This is a genomic window from Chitinophaga arvensicola (genome assembly GCF_900110835.1).
GTDB classification, from domain to species: Bacteria; Bacteroidota; Bacteroidia; order Chitinophagales; family Chitinophagaceae; genus Chitinophaga; species Chitinophaga arvensicola.
In genome coordinates, this window is record NZ_FOJG01000001.1 from 3,225,478 (window position 1) to 3,242,960 (window position 17,483).

Genomic DNA, 17,483 nt, shown 5'->3' on the forward strand with positions numbered 1-17,483 from the left:
TGGTATATGAAACAAATATCCATTCTCGTACCCAAAGGCGCAGTAGCGCTCAGCTGTATTGAAGGCTCTTTTGTATGTTTCACCAAGGCCAATGATTTCCTGGAGAGCCTGGGAAGGCCACCGCTGTTCAATGTGCAGCTGGTAGGCCTTTCGAAAGAGGCCCAGGAATACGACCGGTTTTTTAAAGTAACCCCGGATGTACTCATCACCGACAAGCACAAGGCCGATCTGATCATCATCCCTGCTGTCAACGGAGAGCGGGAAGAGATGATTGAGCAGAATAAGGATTTCTTTCCCTGGATCGTAAAGCAACATCATGCCGGTTCTGAAGTGGCGAGTCTCTGCGTAGGCTCGTTCCTGTTAGCTTCCACCGGGTTGCTGAATGGCAAGCGCTGTTCCACCCATTGGCTGGCAGCCAATGAATTCCGGAACATGTTCCCCGATATAGAGCTGGTCTCCGAAAAGATCATCACGGATGAAAAAGGCATCTATTCCAGTGGCGGCGCCAACTCTTTCTGGAACCTCCTTATCTATATCCTCGAAAAATACACTGACCGGGATCTGGCTATCCTGGCATCTAAATATTTTGAGATTGAAATTGATCGTACTAATCAATCCACCTTCACCATATTCAAAGGCCAGCGTGAACACCAGGATGAATCCGTGAAACAGGCCCAGGAATTTATTGAGCAGAACTGGCAGGACAAGATTACGGTAGAACAATTATCGTCTATGTTCGCCGTAGGCCGCAGAAGCCTGGAAAGAAGGTTTAAAAAAGCTACCAGCAATACAGTTTCTGAATACATTCAACGTGTAAAAGTAGAAGTAGCCAAAAAGAGTTTTGAAAGCAGCCGTAAAAATATCAATGAGATTATGTGGGAAGTAGGTTATTCAGATACAAAGGCATTCAGGACTATATTTAAGAAAACCACCGGTTTGTCACCGCTGGAGTACAGGAATAAATACAATAAAGGAGCCGTTAAGATATAGGTTTATTTGTCTGTGCCGGAAGGATGGGAAAACAATTTATGCCACCGTCCTTCCAATACACCTTTTAACATCGCGCATAATTCCTGGAAAGTATTGGGTTTGGTCAGAAATAATTTGGCGCCCAATCGCATGGCATCTTCCATATCTTCTTTCATATCAGAAGTACTCAGCACAATAATATTGGTCAACTGGTGCTGTAATATTTTCTTCAACTCTACCAAACATTCTCTCCCATTCATTAAGGGCATATTGAAATCAAGAAAGATGTAATCAGGAGCAGAAATTTTGTTTTCCTGGAATAGGGCCAGTGCCTGTATTCCGCTGTTGCAAACATGGGTTTCAATGACCGGTGAGATGTTGTTGATGGCTTCCTGGAAAAAGGTCCTGTCATCCGCGTCATCATCAATAATCATTATTTGTTGTGGCTTCGTCATGGTTAAAATTTAAGCATTTAGGATTTCCAATCTTCGGCGGGAAATATGAAGATAAACAAAAATGCGTCGCTATTCAAATTAAAGATTTCGTAATACATATGGCGGATCTCGTTTCCTGTTTCGATGGCGCAGATATTGTATTGCGGGTATTATCACCCTGTAAGCATTATTCCCATGAGAAAATATTTGTTATCACTCCTATTGTTGTGGATCATAAAACAGTTGTCTGCACAAACTTCCATTTCGTTGCCCGCACCACATGCTACGAAGTCGCATACCAACTACAGTCATGTAAAAGGCTGGAAGCCCGGTGAAACGCCACAGGCACCGGCAGGCTTTGAGGTGTTGCTTTATGCAGATGGTTTTGAAAATCCAAGATGGTTGTACGAACTTCCCAATGGCGATATCCTGGTAGCAGAATCTAACAGTAATCATTCTACCCTGACGAAAATTGGCGCTGCTATCATCGGCGCCAACAAGTCCAATAGTATGAAACATAGTGTAGACCGGATTACCCTTTTGCGCGATACCAACCACGACGGTATCCCGGATGTACGTACTGTTTTTCTGCAACAGCTGGAACAACCTTTCGGGATGTTGCTGATCGGGAATTATTTTTACGTGGCTAATACCAATGCATTGTTGAGATACCCTTATCGCAAAGGTGATACGCTCATCAGCGCTACTCCCACAAAAATAGCGGAGCTGCCGGCAGGATCAGCCAACCGTCACTGGACCCGGAATATTATCACGAATAAAGAACAGTCGAAAATATATATCGCGGTTGGATCGGGTACTGATCATGCAGAGAAAGGCCTTGCCAATGAACAATCCAGGGCAGCCATCCTGGAAGTAAACCCGGATGGTACCGGTCTGCATATCTATGCCAGCGGTTTGAGGAACCCGGTAGGTATGGGTTGGGCGCCCGGTACCCAAACACTTTGGGTGGCTGTGAATGAAAGGGATAAACTGGGAGATGATCTTGTACCTGATTATCTTACCAGTGTAAAAGAAGGTGGCTTTTACGGATGGCCATGGACCTACTATGGTCAACATCGCGATCCCCGGGTAAAGGAGCCTGCTCCTCCGGAAGTGAAAAATACCATTATTCCGGATGTACCGTTGGGCGCTCATACTGCTTCCCTGGGGCTGGTATTTTATTCGGGAGATGATTTCCCGGAAAAATATCACAACGGCGCATTCATCGCCCAGCATGGCTCCTGGAACCGTAAGCCGGTATCGGGATATAAAGTACTGTTTGTACCATTTGAAAAAGGAAAACCTTCCGGTAAACCGGAAGATTTCTTAACCGGCTTTGTCACCGACTCCGTAGCGGGTACCGTCAAAGGCCGGCCCGTAGGATTGCTGCTCACCCATGATGGCTCCCTCCTGGTTACAGACGATAAAACCAACCGCATCTGGAAGGTCCGCTACGGAAAAAAAGGAAAGATGTAACTTGCAGCCGCATTAAAACCAATGGGATGAAAATATTTCAACAGGCATTACAACTGCAGCAAAGAAGAAGGGGATTTCATATTATCACCGCTGAAATTGTACAGGCATTTCCAGCCCTGGCCGAAATACGTACTGGTATGCTCCAGGTATTTATACAGCATACTTCTGCTTCACTGACGCTCAATGAAAATGCAGATCCTACAGTGAGAAAGGATTTTGAAATGTTCTTCAATAAAACAGTGCCCGAAAACGATCCGGAATACCTGCACGACGATGAAGGCTCCGATGATATGCCGGCACATCTGAAAGCCGCGTTACTCGGTAATTCTGTGATGATCCCTATCCGTAATGGCCGCCTGGCACTGGGTACCTGGCAGGGCGTATACCTCTGCGAACACCGCAACTATGGCGGGGCGCGTAATTTACTGCTGACGGCCTGGGGAGAGTAGGGGCTTGTTACCTGCTATTTTGAACCTGCAATCAACTTCCAGTTGAGATACGCTGCCCGCCTGCAATGCGCACAGGGCCGGTACCCATTCCTGATAGCCTCCGCTTCATCTGCAAAGAAAACACGGTTCGCGTTTTTCATCCGCTTGCCGGAATAACAGGAAAGGGTACCATAAATTTTCAACGACTGATTTCCTCCCAGTGTAATTTTTTCCTGGTGAATGAGCCGGCCCAGTTGCAGCCAGTGTAAGTCACGGTGATACCACATGCTCAACTCAATGCGTCGTGAAAAATAATACCCAGTGTATGACGTTGCCCGCTATGCACCGGGCTTACGCCATGTTTCATATTCACGCGGTAATAACCTTTGCTGCCTTTTACCGGGCGGAAGTTGGTGGTGAATATCAGCATATCGCCCCGCTGTGGGCGGAGTACATTGGCTTTCGACTGCGCCCTCGGAATCTGCTCCGTCAGTACAAACTCCCCACCCGTATAATCTTCTCCCGGCTCGTTGAGAAAGAGCACCAGCTGCATCGGGAAATAAATATCGCCATACAGATCCTGGTGCAACGTATTAAATCCTCCTTCTCCATATTTGAGAATGAGGATGGTGGGCCTGGTTTGTCCGTTGTCGTGACAATGCTGCTTTAACGCGGCATGTGTATCAGGATAACGTTGTGCTATGTTTAGTACCTCCATCCATTTATTCGCCACAGGTGCAATAAAGGGATACACTGTTTCCCGGATACTTGTGATCAGGTCAGGTAATGGATACTGAAAGTATTTGTATTCTCCTTTTCCAAACCGGTAACGTTCCATCACAATGGTTTTGCGGTAAGTTTTATCCGCCTGGTAGGCATCGATCAGTGCATCGCACTCTGTTTCATTCAGTACGTTTTTCAACAATGTGAATCCCTGCTCCTGTAATTGCGCTGTAGCGGCGGGCCAGTCGTGCGACAATAGCCTTGTGGTAATATCGTTCATCTTATTTTTTTATATGATACTACAAAGGTAGCGGGAGAGATAGCCGCAGAAAACCCGGTTCTTGCGGTGTTGAAAAACCGGTGTGCGTAGGAGAAAGATGATAGGGGGAGATGACACCCATTCATTGCTTCGGGCGCTGCGCACGGCGGTGGCACCAATAAAACTGCGTCGCTGTTGCAGGGCATAATTTTTGTGCCGTCCTGCTCATGCGGAAACAAGACCAGACCCCCTCCCATGATCATTACCCCGGCTTTGTACAGGTACGTGGTGCGCGTGAAAATAACCTGAAAAATGTAAGCCTTCGTATTCCGAGGAATGCGTTGGTGGTGTTTACCGGCGTGTCGGGCTCCGGAAAATCGTCACTGGCGTTTGGAACGTTATATGCGGAAGCGCAGCGTCGTTATCTCGAATCGGTATCCCCTTATGCGAGGCGTTTATTTCACCAGATGCCGGTACCGGTAGTGGATGAAATAGATGGATTGCCGCCAGCCGTGGCGTTGCAACAGCAACGGGGCGCTCCAACTACCCGTTCATCGGTGGGCAGCGTTACCACGTTGTCTAATCTTCTCCGGATGTTGTACTCCCGTGCCGGTGTATACCCGCCTGGTGTACCGGCAATGGATTCAGAGTTTTTTTCTCCCAATACACCTGCAGGCGCTTGCCCGGTGTGTCATGGTCTTGGCCGCATCTATGATGCTACAGAGGCCTCGATGGTACCGGACGATTCGCTGACTATCCGGGAAAGAGCGGTGGCCGCATGGCCTACTGCCTGGTATGGACAGAACCTGCGCGATATCCTCACTACCCTAGGTTATGATGTAGATAAACCCTGGCGGGAGTTGCCCAAAAAAGTACGGGAATGGATCCTGTTTACAGAAGAGCAACCCGTAGTACCCGTATACGCAGGCTTTACGCCAGCGGAAGTAAAAGAAGCTCTCAAACGCAAGATGGAACCCAGTTATATGGGCACTTTCTCTGGCGCCAAAAGATATGTGATGCACACTTTTGCACATACAGAAAGTGCATCTATGAAGAAACGGGTATCACAATATATGATCAGCCGGGAATGCCCGGAATGTGAAGGCAAACGCCTGGGACGTGCCGCGTTGTCTGTTCAGTTCGACGGACTGGATATCGCAGAGATGTCGAGATTGCCGTTGAAGAAACTGGCAGCGTTGATGGAAAGATATGCCTGCGGTTCTTCTTCGGCTTTTGCAGCGAAAGGGCTACATCCTGAACGTATCATTGTTGCACAGCGTATTGCACAGGACCTGGCACTGCGGCTCGGAATCCTGCTCGATCTGGGACTGGGCTACCTGTTGCTTGAACGCAGTTCTCCGAGTCTCTCACCGGGAGAACTGCAGCGACTGCGCCTGGCCACACAGGTCCGTTCAAATTTATTCGGAGTGGTATATGTACTGGATGAACCTTCTGCTGGTTTACATCCTGCGGATACGGCAGCCTTACTAACGGCTATGGATAAACTAAAAGCCGCCGGTAATTCCTTATTTGTGGTGGAGCACGACCTGGATGTGATCCGTCATGCGGAATGGATTGTGGATGTGGGACCAGCTGCAGGGGAGCAGGGCGGGGAAGTGCTGTATAGCGGCGAACCGGCAGGACTGTCGGCCATAGCGGCTTCCAGTACGCGGCACTATCTTTTTGCGAAAGAAAAACCCGCTGCCCGCCAGGTCCGTACACCGAAAGGCTGGTTAACACTGGTAGGCGTGACCCGTAATAATCTGCACGAGCTGTCAGCAGCTTTTCCACTGGGGGTATTTACAACGGTAACGGGTATATCAGGTTCCGGTAAATCCAGTCTCGTTAGCCAGGTGCTGGTAGAACTGGTAGCTGAACATCTGGGAGCCGCGTTACCGGAAGCCGAAGAAGGGGAAGAACTGGAACAACAACAGCCCGTAACCCTCGGCGGTAGTATCACTACGGGCATGGATAAAATAAAACGGCTGGTACAGGTAGATCAGAAACCGATTGGCCGTACCCCCCGTTCTAATCTTGCTACCTATACAGGTTTGTTCGACCAGGTACGTAAACTATTTGCTGCCACCAAAATGGCGAAGGCCCGTAAGTATGACGCCGGACGTTTTTCATTTAACGTGGCTAAAGGTCGTTGTGAAACCTGCCAGGGCGAAGGATCTGTGATGGTGGAACTGCTTTTCTTACCCAGTGTGTATGCGCCCTGTCCTACCTGTCATGGCGCCCGCTACAATGCCAAAACGCTGGAAGTAAAATGGAACGATAAAAATATAGCGGAAGTATTAGGTATGACAGTAGATGAAGCGAAAGGTTTCTTTGCAGAAGACGCTACCTTACAGCGTTCCCTGGAAGTGTTACACGAAGTTGGTCTTGGTTACCTGCGCCTCGGACAGCCGGCTACCGAGCTTTCCGGTGGTGAAGCCCAACGGATCAAGCTAGCTACGGAACTACAACGGATCGGGAAGGGTAATACGTTATACATCCTGGATGAACCGACGACCGGACTACATCCTGCCGATGCAGAGAAGCTGATGCAACAGTTGAATGGGCTGGTAGAAGCCGGCAATACCGTAGTGGTAGTGGAACATGAAATGCGGGTGGTAGCGGGCAGCGACTGGGTAATAGATATTGGTCCGGGTGCCGGTGATGAAGGCGGGCAGATAGTGGCGGCAGGACCTCCGGAACAAGTGGCCAAAGCCGCGAACAGTAAAACCGCTCCTTACCTCGCTGCGTTTATGTCCGGAAAGTAAAGTATTACATAAGTGAAAAATAGTATTCAACGAAATCACCGCCTGTTTATCCGCGAGGTAAATGGTAATATTCAACGGATGAATAGCATTTTTCCTGTTTTTTTATCACCGCAAACCCGCAGCGTTTGAATTAGTATTAACGTTGCGTCATATCAAAGGAACTTGCATGTTAAAGTTGGCCATCATCAGCGATATTCACGCGAATCTGCCTGCACTGGCGGCAGTATTGGAAGATATAAAACAATCCGGCGCCGACCAGGTATATTGCCTGGGCGACCTTACCGATGCCGCCCCGTGGCATAATGAAGTGATCGCGCTGATCCGGGAAAAGCAGATCCCCGTAATCATGGGGAACCATGATGAACGTATCGCCTTTGACCATCCGGTGAAAGCATTGAGTAAGCACAGTAAAGAAGAGCAAGCGGCCCGGCTGATTGCCATCAACTTCACCAAAGAAACGATTACGCCGGAGCATCGCGCTTTTCTCGCGGAATTGCCGCATTCCATTCAACTGCAATTTGCTGGCTTCCGCCTGCTGCTGGTGCATGGCAGTACCCGCAGTAATGATGAATATATATACGCGGATCATGACGAGGATGACTTGTTGGGAATGCTGGAGGAACAACGTGCAGATATACTGATAACCGGGCATACGCATCTCTCGTATATACGCCCGCTGAAAGCGGCAGGAAAAATGGTGATCAACACCGGTTCAGTAGGCAGAACCAAAGAGAAAGACAGGCTTGCTGCTTACCTGCAACTCAGTATCGTGAATGGTGAAATAACCCCACAGATCCGTAAAGTATCCTATCCGCTTGAAGAAACTATTGCTGGTATCAGGAATAGCGCAGTGCCTGATTTTTATGCTGATTTTTTAGCAGGGCATGAAAAAGTATAAGGGCGTATCTTTATAAGCAAATGACCTGGTATGGAAATTACAAACAGGGACTATAGTGCTATCAGCCCCACGGCTAAATCGCTGTTGTTATTAAAAGGCGTTACCAACATACCCTATGCAGCAGCTGCTGCTAAACTGATACTGGCTCCCAAGCCTTATCAGCCGGAATTGTATAACAAGGATCTCGCGTTCTGGGTACGGCTATTGCATTTCGAAGATCGCTATCATAGTATTGACCAGTTGTTACTGGATTTACCGGTAAAGAATATCCTGGAATTGTCGTCGGGGTTTTCTTTCCGTGGACTGGCAACAGTGCAACAGCCGGGTTATCATTACATCGATACTGATCTGCCGGAGGTTATTGCTACTAAACAGTCGTTCGTAACTGCATTCCAGCAGGAGCCTGCGGCCGGTGTGCTGGAAGTATTGCCGCTGAATGCACTGGACGAGGCCGCGTTCCGGGAAAGAATCGGTCATTTTCCCGAAGGCCCTGTAGCTATTGTAAACGAAGGGTTACTGATGTATCTGGATGAAACCGAAAAAGAGAAGCTATGCGGCATTATCCGCCGGATTCTGCAACAGCGGGGCGGGTACTGGATTACCGGCGATATTTATATAAAACGGGAGGAAGCTACCAATGAGATCCGGAAGGATGAACAATGGAAAGCTTTTTATGCACAGCACCAGATCCATGAAAAGATGTTTGACAGTTTTGAGTCTGCCGAACTATTTTTTCAGAAGATGGGATTCGCGATAGATAAGGCGTCGGTGAGAGATCATGAAAAACTTACCGCTTTGCCGCATCTGCTCGAAATGGCTACGCCGGCGCAGCTGCAGAAAATGCGGCAGACGGGGAAAATCCGTACTACCTGGCGGTTGATGCTGGCTGAATAACTCAGGCCATCACTACCAGGTCTTTCAGTACATTATAAAGCTGTTCCATATTCACCGGTTTGCTCAGGAAGCCATCGGCGCCGGAGGCAATCACTTCTTCTTTTACTTCACTGTAACAATTACCGGAAACCAGGATAAAGGGTATCTGCCGGAGTGTGCGATCGGCTCTGAACAGCGCCAGCATTTCTATGCCGCTGGTATGCGGCATAATCATATCCATGAGTACGGCGTCCGGTTCATGTAGTTTGGCCTTAGAAAATCCCTGTGGTCCTGAATCTGCGAGGATCACTTCAATGCCCATGCGTTTCAGCGCCAGTGAAAAGGCCAGGTGATTCAGGTGATCATCATCTACCACCAATACTTTCAGGCCTGCCAGAATAGAGTAGTCCAGTTGCTGTGAAGCCATTGGCGGCGGGGGAGTGGCTTCTACCGGCATCCGCAGCGTAAAAATGCTGCCGCCGCCCTCCGGATTGTCTGCTACGGAAAGGTCGCCGCCCATCATACGGGCCATATGCCGTGCTATGGGAAGTCCGAGGCCGCTCGATTCTGTATGCTGCCCGCTTTCCGTAACATATGGATCAAAGATGTGTTCCTTTTTTTCTTCCGGTATCCCTACCCCCTGATCTGTTACGGACACCTCCAGCTGGTTATTTTTCATACCGGCTTTTACATAGATGATAGACCGGAACGTAGTAAACTTGATCGCATTGCTGAGGAGGTTTACAATGATGGTGCGCAGTTTCGACTTATCTGCCAGGATATATTCCGGCAGGTTATCGTGTAAGTCGATATGGATATGTACAGATCTTCTTTTAGCGAGGTATTCATAAGTATCACACAGGTGTACCACCCAGTCGCTGAAATGAAACGGGGATGTGCTGATTTCATCTTTCCCGGCTTCAATTTTAGACCATCCTAATGCATTGCTCATCACGAGTTGCATGTCCTGGCAGGCAAAATGAACGGCTTGCAGGTGGGCGATACCTACCTGGACAGTTTTTTTGCCCGGGTCGGCGGTTTCTATATAATTCTGCAGAATGCTGTTGACCACATTTAACGGGGATCTGATTTCGTGGGTGGTTTCCCGCACATAGATCCGCATGGCCTGGTTGGTTTTGTCGAGTTGGTTGACCAGCCGCTTCAACTGCCTGTTCTGAAACCTGCTTTCCTTTGTAAAATAATACAATGCGGTGCCATTCAGGAAAGTGGCGGCAAAAATAACTAACCAGTGTAAGTTTGATTCGGTTTCCTGACTAAGTGGAAGGGAATGGATCACCGGGTGGCGGAAGTTTAGCTCTATCAATATCAGCATAATGGCGCTGATGGCCAGTACGGCGGTTTGTGCCCAGGATTTATCAAATACCAGGAATACACAAAAGGCGAGGAATGGCGCGAACAGGTATATCTGGGAGGCCGGTCCCAGCAGCGTCCCGAAATACCAGATCGAAATGCTGTGCAGCAGGAACATGAACTGTTTTCCGTATTCCGGTTTACTGTAGCGGGTGATCAGCAGGATAGACAGGAACAGCACCGTTTCCAGCATGGCCGGGTAGAAGATACTTTTGTATCCGGTCATATAGTATAACAGACATCCCAGGCTGAATGCCAGCAGACTGGCGCCTATGGCTAGCGAATTGACAATCCTTATAATCCTTTCCTTTGTATCATCGTCTTCAATAGTGGTTTCCGTCATCCTGGGCAGTGTAATATTGTTTTTCATAATTCCAGGTTTTCATGTTAAGGGGTAGCAGGATTTTTCCTGATGCGTTCAAGGTAGAAGAATGTCGATTATCAAGTGTAAATTCTTTGTTAACAACATACTTGTTTTAGCAGAGGTTTAAAGTTACCGAGTGAAGATTTTAACAATTAACGCACATTTTTTTGTTAGTTATAAACACTATTTTCATATTGAAATAATACTGTACATGAGAAATCGTTTGTTTTGCCTGTTTTGCAGCGTCTTTCTGTTGCCCGTGGCGGTTAAAGCTACGGTTGTGGTAAAAGGTGAATTACCGGCAAATCCGCATAGTCTTATTACATTTTATCGCTATGTCGACTATGTCAGCATGGCACCGCTGGAAATAACACAGGTACATACTGATGGCGCCGGGCGTTTCCAGGCAAACATTCCTGATTCCGCCGGGATGCTGATCAAGCTGATAGTGGAAAACAGGTCCCTGTCCTTTTACGTGCTGCCCGGCGGGGAATATGCTGTAGGAGAGGCTCATAACGAACTGGGGGTAAAAGATGTGGCCGGCCGCCCCATTAATCAGCGTATACGGGAGATGTCCGGTGAATTCCGGGACAACTGGTTTCCTTTATTTGTGGATACCATCACGAAGGAGTACCGGAAGGATGCGCCGTCTGATACCGTATTCCGGCATTGGGAGGCGATAGAAAGGAAATATACAGCAGATTCCACTCAGCCGGAATACGCATTGCTGCGCTACCAGGCTGCTATCTGCTACCTGTCATTTATGCATCAGCTGCCGGGAGCGGATCAATTGATGAATAATTTTGAGCGGATATATTTTAATGAAGCCCCCATACAGGAAAGGAATCCTTTTTATACGCAGTTGCTGGAGAGCTATATGAGTTACAGGGTAGTTATGCATCCCCTCCAGCGTTATCATGCATCGCCCTACAACAGCATGGATCAGCTGATTCATGAAGTCAATTATTTTCCGGGCAGCAGATTACGGCAGCTGGCCCTGGTGGCAGGCTTGAACCAGGAGTATTTTTCGGAAAGAGATGTAGACGCGCGCGAAGTAGTCAATCGCCGTATCCAGACCGAAGTGCTGAATCGTGTCACTGATCCTGTCATCCGTGAGATGCTGCTGAAAGTGATATCGGAAAATAACCGTGCCCGCATCGGGAATAAATTTCCTTTGCTATCTCTCAAAAACGAAAAAAATGAAATAGTTAACATCGCAGATATCAAATCAGACCTGATCCTGGTGGATTTCTGGGCTACCTGGTGCTGGGGATGTGTGGAGGGGATGAAAAGCTTTCCTGATTGGCTCCGCGAGTGTGGGGACAAATTAACGATTGTTACCATCTCTGTAGATGACAACCTGCAGAAAATGACCAGTTTCCTGGATAGGCGCGAAAAGCTTCCTGGCGTGCGCTCTCTGTACAATGGCCGGACCGGCGGCTATCTTGATAAGTTAATGATACGTGGGTATCCTACCTATATCCTGCTGAATAAAAACCGTGAAATAATCGCCATGCCAGGTTATACATCGGGCGTGAGCGGGTTGCTGAAAGCAGCATTGTAATGGCCTGGGGCCGGCTGTAGCCCCGGCTACTAACGTATACGGATATTTGAAAAATCATGCTGACGCAATCCGGAAAAATATCATACCCCAAAAATTCCCGATCTCGCAAATACTTTGGGGGATATCAACCTACTTTTGCAAAAGAATCAGATACCTATAATAGATACTGTATGTAGTACGCCTGATAACCATGCTTCAGGAGTCGCTTTTCACTTGCATACATCTAAAATGACATAAAGGAAACAGGTAAGCCAATTCACCTATGCTTCGGGGACGCCCATGGGAAGGGGATTCGTGTGCCTGTACATCATCAATAAAGCTGTTTTAAAATGTATATCAGAAAATTATTGCTGACCAGCATCTTACTATCCCTGGCGTTTTTCGCAGATGCACAGTCAGTTACTCCCGCTACCATCAGCGGCTACGTTAAAGATGCTGCCGGCAGCCCTATTCCAGGCGCCTCTGTAAAATTACACCATAGCAATGCCAATGCTATTTCCAATGTAGATGGTTTCTTCCGCATACAGAAGATCAACCCGGGAAAACATATACTCTCCATTTCTATCGTAGGATATAAAACAAAAGATCATACACTGGAACTCCAGCCCGGTGAAGAGAAGTCTTTGCAATTCGCCCTGGAACAATCTATCAGCGAAATAAACACCGTTTCTGTTATTGGTCGCTCTACCAGCCAGGAAGTAAACCGCCAGGCGTACAATGTAACTGCTATCGACGCAAAGAAATTATATAACTCCACCCTCGATCTGTCGCACGCACTGGACCGTGTATCCGGCGTCCGCGTACGTGAAGATGGTGGCCTCGGTTCCCGCATGAACTTCTCGCTCAACGGCTTCACCGGCCGTCAGGTGAAATTCTTCATCGACGGCGTGCCCATGGATAACTTTGGCTCCTCCTTCCAGCTGAATAATATTCCGATCAACCTGGCCGACCGGGTAGAAGTATACAAAGGCGTAGTACCCATCTGGCTCGGATCAGATGCTTTGGGCGGCGCTATCAACATTGTAACCAGCAACAGTAAACGCAGCTACGTGGATGCTTCCTATTCCTTTGGCTCGTTCAACACTCACCGCTCTACGCTCAATGCAGGTTATACCGCGAAATCCGGCTTTACTATCCAGGTAAACGCCTTCCAGAACTATTCCGACAATAACTACAAGGTACGCGTTAACGTAGCCGATCTTAAAACAGGTGAATACTATCCGCGTCAGACGGTTAGAAGATTCCATGATACCTACCACAATGAAACCATCATTGCCAACGTGGGGGTAGTAGGGAAAAAATATGCAGATAAATTACTCTTCGGTATCACTATGGGCCAGAACTATGCGGAAATCCAGACCGGCGCCCGCATGGTGAGCGTATTCGGCAACTGGCACCGCAAAGGAGATATCATCATGCCCAGCGTGAAATACCAGGTGAAAGACCTCTTTGTAAAAGGACTGAACTTCAGCTTAACCGGTAACTATAACCTGGGACATGAACAAAATATAGACACCGTAAACCGCCGCTACAACTGGTTCCAGCAATATGAACCTAACAATGGCGCTGAACGCGAACGTTCTATGTACAAGTTCAGCAACAACAACGGTATCGGTACCGCTAACCTCAGCTACAAAATTGATGACCACCACTCCTTTGTACTGAATGATGTTTACAACACCTTCAACCGTAAAGGAAAAGATCAGCTTTTCCCGATGGATGAAAAGTATGATCAGCCAAAAAAAGTATTTAAAAATATTCTCGGCCTGGGATACAAATTTGATTACAGCGAAAAATGGAATACCTCCATCTTTGCAAAAAAATTCTCCCAGACCAACCGCTTTTCTCAAAGCTACAATCCTAGCGGCAACTGGGGCGATGTGGCCTACCGCCAACTGGAAACCAAGTTTAATAAACTCGGTTATGGTATCGCTACTACCTATTTCCTGATACCTGCACTGCAACTGAAAACTTCTTACGAGAAAAGCTACCGCTTACCTGAAACAGAAGAACTCTTTGGTGATATGCTCAACCTCGAAGGTAATACAGACCTGAAACCGGAAAGCAGCAACAACTTCAACTTCGGTGTAAACTACCTCACACATATCGGGAAAGATCACCACTTCAGCTTCGACGCTAACTTCCTGTACCGCGATGCGAAAGACTTTATCCGTCCTATGCTGAATCCGAACCAGACCAAGCAAACCAACGGTAACCTTGCCGCTGTGACCAACATGGGTGTGGATGGCGAAGTAAGATACTCTTTCAAAGACCTGTTTACCGCCGGCGTAAATATGACTTACCAGAACCTGCGTAACAATACAGAATTTGAGGATGGACAAAAGAACAGAAGCCCGCTGTACCGCGATCGTATTCCCAATATGCCTTACCTCTTTGGTAATGCCGATGCTTCCCTGTTCTTCAGAGATTTCCTGAAAAAAGGAAATACACTGACACTGGGCTACAACTTCCTGTATGTACATGCTTATTATCTCTCCTGGCCTGGTCAGGCAGAAGAGAAGCTGGAAATACCAAGACAGTTCTGCCAGGATGTAAACCTGGTGTACAGTCTGGCTAACGGCCGCTATAACGTATCCGTGGAATGCAAGAACCTGGTGGATAACCGGCTCTATGACAACTTCACCTTACAGAAGCCCGGCCGCGCATTTTATGCCAAGCTGAGATATTTTATCAGCAAGTAAATATTAATCATTCATTTTTTCAATACATCGTGATGAAGAAAATCAGTAAGCTTTTATTCCTGCTGGGCAGTATTGTTCTCCTGGGAGTATCATGCGATAAGGAAGACACACTGGACGAAGGTTTTGTAGACGGAGGAACACAAGGATTATCTAAATATGTGATAACGGTAACGCCGGTAGGAACCACAGGTATCGCAGATATTCTGCTCACGGCCGACCGGCTGGACCAGGGTTCCATCACCACCAAAGGAAACGGAAAAGAACAGGATGGTTCCTACCGCTACTACCTCACGCACAAAGGAAGATTTTTCAGTCTCCTGTATGGCCAGGGTAACCCGGGTGCGGTAACAACCTATCGCTTTGGTCCCGATGGTAAACTGGTAAAGGCTTCTGAATTCCAGACAGAAACGGTGCAGCTCTTCACGAAAGTAAACGATGAGTTGTTGCTGATGAAAATACCGAGAAGCGGTAATGAAACCGCCGGGATGTATCGCATTGATGCCCTGAAATCAAGGATTGTGGGACGCGATAGTGTTAATATCGTGAAACTGGCGGCCAACGGCGAACGTGCACACTTTACCTGGGCTACACAGGTAGGCAATAAAGTATACGCTCCTTATATGAGTATCAAAGGCTGCTGCAGCGATGCTTTCGGTACCGTTTATCCCGACAGCACCTGGGTGGCCGTATTCTCCTACCCGGAACTGGACCTGGAAAAAGTGATCCGCGACAACCGTACCAGCTACCTGGGAGGTTACTTCAATAATGGTTTGTCTGTAACTGAAAATGGCGATGCATATGGTTTCTCTTCCGCAGCCGCTACCAACAGCGGTGTAGTCACTACTACCAAACCATCTGCTATTGTAAGAATCCTGCATGGCACCACCGAATTTGATAAAAGCTACTTTTTCAATGTACAAGAAGCATCCGGCGGACATCATATTTCTACGCATACTTACCTCGGCGATAATATGTTTTTACTGATGATGTATGCGCAGTCAGGAAAAGTATCCGGTCAGCTGAAAATGGCCCTGGCCAATGTAAATACTAAAACGTTCACCTGGGTAACCGGTGGCCCTGCTGAAATTACTTCTACGTCAGCAGCTTACAATAACAACACCCTTTCTACAGATGGCAAAACCGGCTTTATTGGTTTGAATACCACTACCGGCAGCTGGGTATATAAGATTGACATAGCAACGGCTAAAGCTTCCCTCGGGTTGACCGTGGATGGCGGAAAGATTACAGCGATCACCAAAGTAGATTATTGATTTTTATGCAGAATAACAGGAACGCTCCATCAAAAAAAACGGCCGGGAAGAAACCAAATTCCCGGTCGCTGTTCTACCGCATCTCCGCCTGGCTACACCTGTGGCTGGGCCTTGTTTCCGGTATTATTGTCGTGATTATCTGTATCACCGGATGCATCTACGTTTTTAATGAAGAGATCACCGGCTGGATGGAACCTGACAGCAATGTCCCGGTACAGGCACAGGCCCTGATTCCTCCTTCAAAGATCCTGGAAGTGGCCGGGAAAGAATATCCCGGCAAACAGGTGGGTTATGTATTGTATAAAGAAGGCAAAGCGATAGAAGCCAATATCGGCGGCCGTCGCGGTGGTTCTACCCTGAAACTGAACCCATATACCGGTGAAGTGATCAGCAAAGTAAACCGCAAGGAAGGCGAAACCAGCTTTTTCAGATGGGTGCTCAACGGTCACCGCTTTTTGTGGTTGCCGTTTAAAATAGGCCGTCCTATCATCAACTACAGTACCCTGATCTGTGTAATTACCCTGATCAGCGGGATGGTATTATGGTGGCCCAAAAAATGGAATAAGAATACCCGTAACCAGAGCTTTAAAATAAAATGGGGCGCCAGCTTTAAGCGGGTCAACTACGACCTGCACAATGTACTGGGCTTCTATGCACTGCTGGTGCTGTTTGCCATTGGTGTTACCGGTATGGTATATGGCCTGCAATGGTGGAGTAAAAGTCTTTACTGGGCAACCTCCGGTGGTAAAACCTTACCGGAATTCGTGGAGCTGAAATCCGATTCTACCCAGGCAGGAATAAAACACTTCGATAACCTGGGACAGAAAATGGATATGGCCTGGCATACTACTGTGGGCAAACATCCTGATGCGCCTGGTTTTTATGTTGCCTTCCCGGATACCACCAAAGCTACTGCGGCCATCTCTGTGATCGTATATCCAAGCAAAGGACAATACTATAACAACCAGCGTTATGCTTTCGACCAGCATACATTGCAGCCGCTGACGGGTAACAAGCTGTATGAGCAGTCTTTTGCAGAAGCTGATTTTGGCGCTAAAGTGAGAAGAATGAACTACGATATCCATGTGGGCAGTATCCTCGGCCTCCCTGGTAAGTTTATGGCATTTTTTGCCAGCCTGATCGGCGCTACCCTTCCTATCACCGGTTTTATTATCTGGTGGGGTAAAGGAAGAAAGAAGAAAGCGCCCGCAACGGCTAAGAAAGCAGTACAAACGGCTGCTGTATAACCGCCCATATTTCCGATTCCTATATGCAAAAGGGGTATCATCCAGGTGATACCCCTTCTTTTTTTCCAAAAACCGGGTACCCCGGACCTCACCCGGTTGCGGAATTTTATCCCCTCCGGCCGCTGCTATGGCCCTTGAA

The 17,483-nt window shown here is 47.7% G+C and carries 14 protein-coding genes; 10 read left to right on the forward strand and 4 right to left on the reverse strand.

Annotated elements, in window-relative coordinates; genetic code table 11:
• Positions 1 to 6 precede the first annotated feature (6 nt).
• The gene (locus BMW79_RS13345) at positions 7 to 990 is read left to right on the forward strand and encodes a GlxA family transcriptional regulator (protein ID WP_089895474.1); all 984 of its coding nucleotides are present in this window, start codon (positions 7 to 9) and stop codon (positions 988 to 990) included.
• Between the two features lie 2 nt (positions 991 to 992).
• Here BMW79_RS13345 and BMW79_RS13350 read toward each other — a convergent pair whose 3' ends face one another.
• Positions 993 to 1,424 (reverse strand): response regulator, encoded by a 432-nt coding sequence (locus tag BMW79_RS13350; protein ID WP_089895476.1) that lies wholly within the window; start codon positions 1,422 to 1,424, stop codon positions 993 to 995.
• A gap of 174 nt (positions 1,425 to 1,598) precedes the next feature.
• Between BMW79_RS13350 and BMW79_RS13355 the strand changes: the two genes are divergently transcribed.
• Both BMW79_RS13355 and BMW79_RS13360 read left to right on the forward strand, forming a co-directional pair.
• On the forward strand, positions 1,599 to 2,879 hold the full coding sequence (locus BMW79_RS13355) for a PQQ-dependent sugar dehydrogenase (RefSeq protein WP_089895478.1): 1,281 nt from the start codon (positions 1,599 to 1,601) through the stop codon (positions 2,877 to 2,879).
• 26 nt (positions 2,880 to 2,905) lie between these two features.
• Positions 2,906 to 3,328: a secondary thiamine-phosphate synthase enzyme YjbQ gene (locus tag BMW79_RS13360; RefSeq protein WP_089895480.1), complete on the forward strand. Its 423-nt coding sequence runs from the start codon at positions 2,906 to 2,908 to the stop codon at positions 3,326 to 3,328.
• Between the two features lie 14 nt (positions 3,329 to 3,342).
• Here the strand turns inward: BMW79_RS13360 and BMW79_RS13365 are convergent, their stop codons facing one another.
• Both BMW79_RS13365 and BMW79_RS13370 read right to left on the reverse strand, forming a co-directional pair.
• On the reverse strand, positions 3,343 to 3,594 hold the full coding sequence (locus BMW79_RS13365; protein ID WP_089895482.1) for an Ada metal-binding domain-containing protein: 252 nt from the start codon (positions 3,592 to 3,594) through the stop codon (positions 3,343 to 3,345).
• Between the two features lie 2 nt (positions 3,595 to 3,596).
• Positions 3,597 to 4,310 carry a 2OG-Fe(II) oxygenase gene (locus BMW79_RS13370; RefSeq protein WP_089895484.1) on the reverse strand — a complete coding sequence of 238 codons (714 nt, stop codon included), beginning with the start codon at positions 4,308 to 4,310 and terminating at the stop codon, positions 3,597 to 3,599.
• A 206-nt stretch (positions 4,311 to 4,516) separates the two neighbouring features.
• Here BMW79_RS13370 and uvrA point away from each other — a divergent pair, with 206 nt between their 5' ends.
• From uvrA to BMW79_RS13385, 3 genes are all read left to right on the forward strand, one after another.
• Positions 4,517 to 7,054, forward strand: coding sequence for an excinuclease ABC subunit UvrA (gene uvrA / locus BMW79_RS13375; protein ID WP_089895486.1), 2,538 nt, complete (start codon positions 4,517 to 4,519; stop codon positions 7,052 to 7,054).
• A gap of 166 nt (positions 7,055 to 7,220) precedes the next feature.
• Positions 7,221 to 7,952 carry a metallophosphoesterase family protein gene (locus BMW79_RS13380; RefSeq protein ID WP_089895488.1) on the forward strand — a complete coding sequence of 244 codons (732 nt, stop codon included), beginning with the start codon at positions 7,221 to 7,223 and terminating at the stop codon, positions 7,950 to 7,952.
• Positions 7,953 to 7,982: 30 nt separating this feature from the next.
• Entirely contained in the window at positions 7,983 to 8,846 is an 864-nt protein-coding gene (locus BMW79_RS13385) for a class I SAM-dependent methyltransferase (protein WP_089895490.1), read from the forward strand.
• A 1-nt stretch (position 8,847) separates the two neighbouring features.
• Here BMW79_RS13385 and BMW79_RS13390 read toward each other — a convergent pair whose 3' ends face one another.
• Positions 8,848 to 10,566, reverse strand: coding sequence for an ATP-binding response regulator (locus BMW79_RS13390; RefSeq protein ID WP_089895491.1), 1,719 nt, complete (start codon positions 10,564 to 10,566; stop codon positions 8,848 to 8,850).
• A 205-nt stretch (positions 10,567 to 10,771) separates the two neighbouring features.
• On the opposite strand from BMW79_RS13390, the gene BMW79_RS13395 reads away from it, so the two are divergent.
• From BMW79_RS13395 to BMW79_RS13410, 4 genes are all read left to right on the forward strand, one after another.
• Positions 10,772 to 12,124, forward strand: coding sequence for a TlpA family protein disulfide reductase (locus BMW79_RS13395; protein WP_089895493.1), 1,353 nt, complete (start codon positions 10,772 to 10,774; stop codon positions 12,122 to 12,124).
• A 329-nt stretch (positions 12,125 to 12,453) separates the two neighbouring features.
• Complete coding sequence (locus BMW79_RS13400; RefSeq protein WP_089895495.1) at positions 12,454 to 14,826, forward strand: TonB-dependent receptor; 2,373 nt, start codon at positions 12,454 to 12,456, stop codon at positions 14,824 to 14,826.
• 32 nt (positions 14,827 to 14,858) lie between these two features.
• The gene (locus BMW79_RS13405; RefSeq protein ID WP_089895497.1) at positions 14,859 to 16,097 is read left to right on the forward strand and encodes a DUF4374 domain-containing protein; all 1,239 of its coding nucleotides are present in this window, start codon (positions 14,859 to 14,861) and stop codon (positions 16,095 to 16,097) included.
• A 5-nt stretch (positions 16,098 to 16,102) separates the two neighbouring features.
• The gene (locus BMW79_RS13410; protein ID WP_089895499.1) at positions 16,103 to 17,344 is read left to right on the forward strand and encodes a PepSY-associated TM helix domain-containing protein; all 1,242 of its coding nucleotides are present in this window, start codon (positions 16,103 to 16,105) and stop codon (positions 17,342 to 17,344) included.
• Positions 17,345 to 17,483 lie beyond the last annotated feature (139 nt).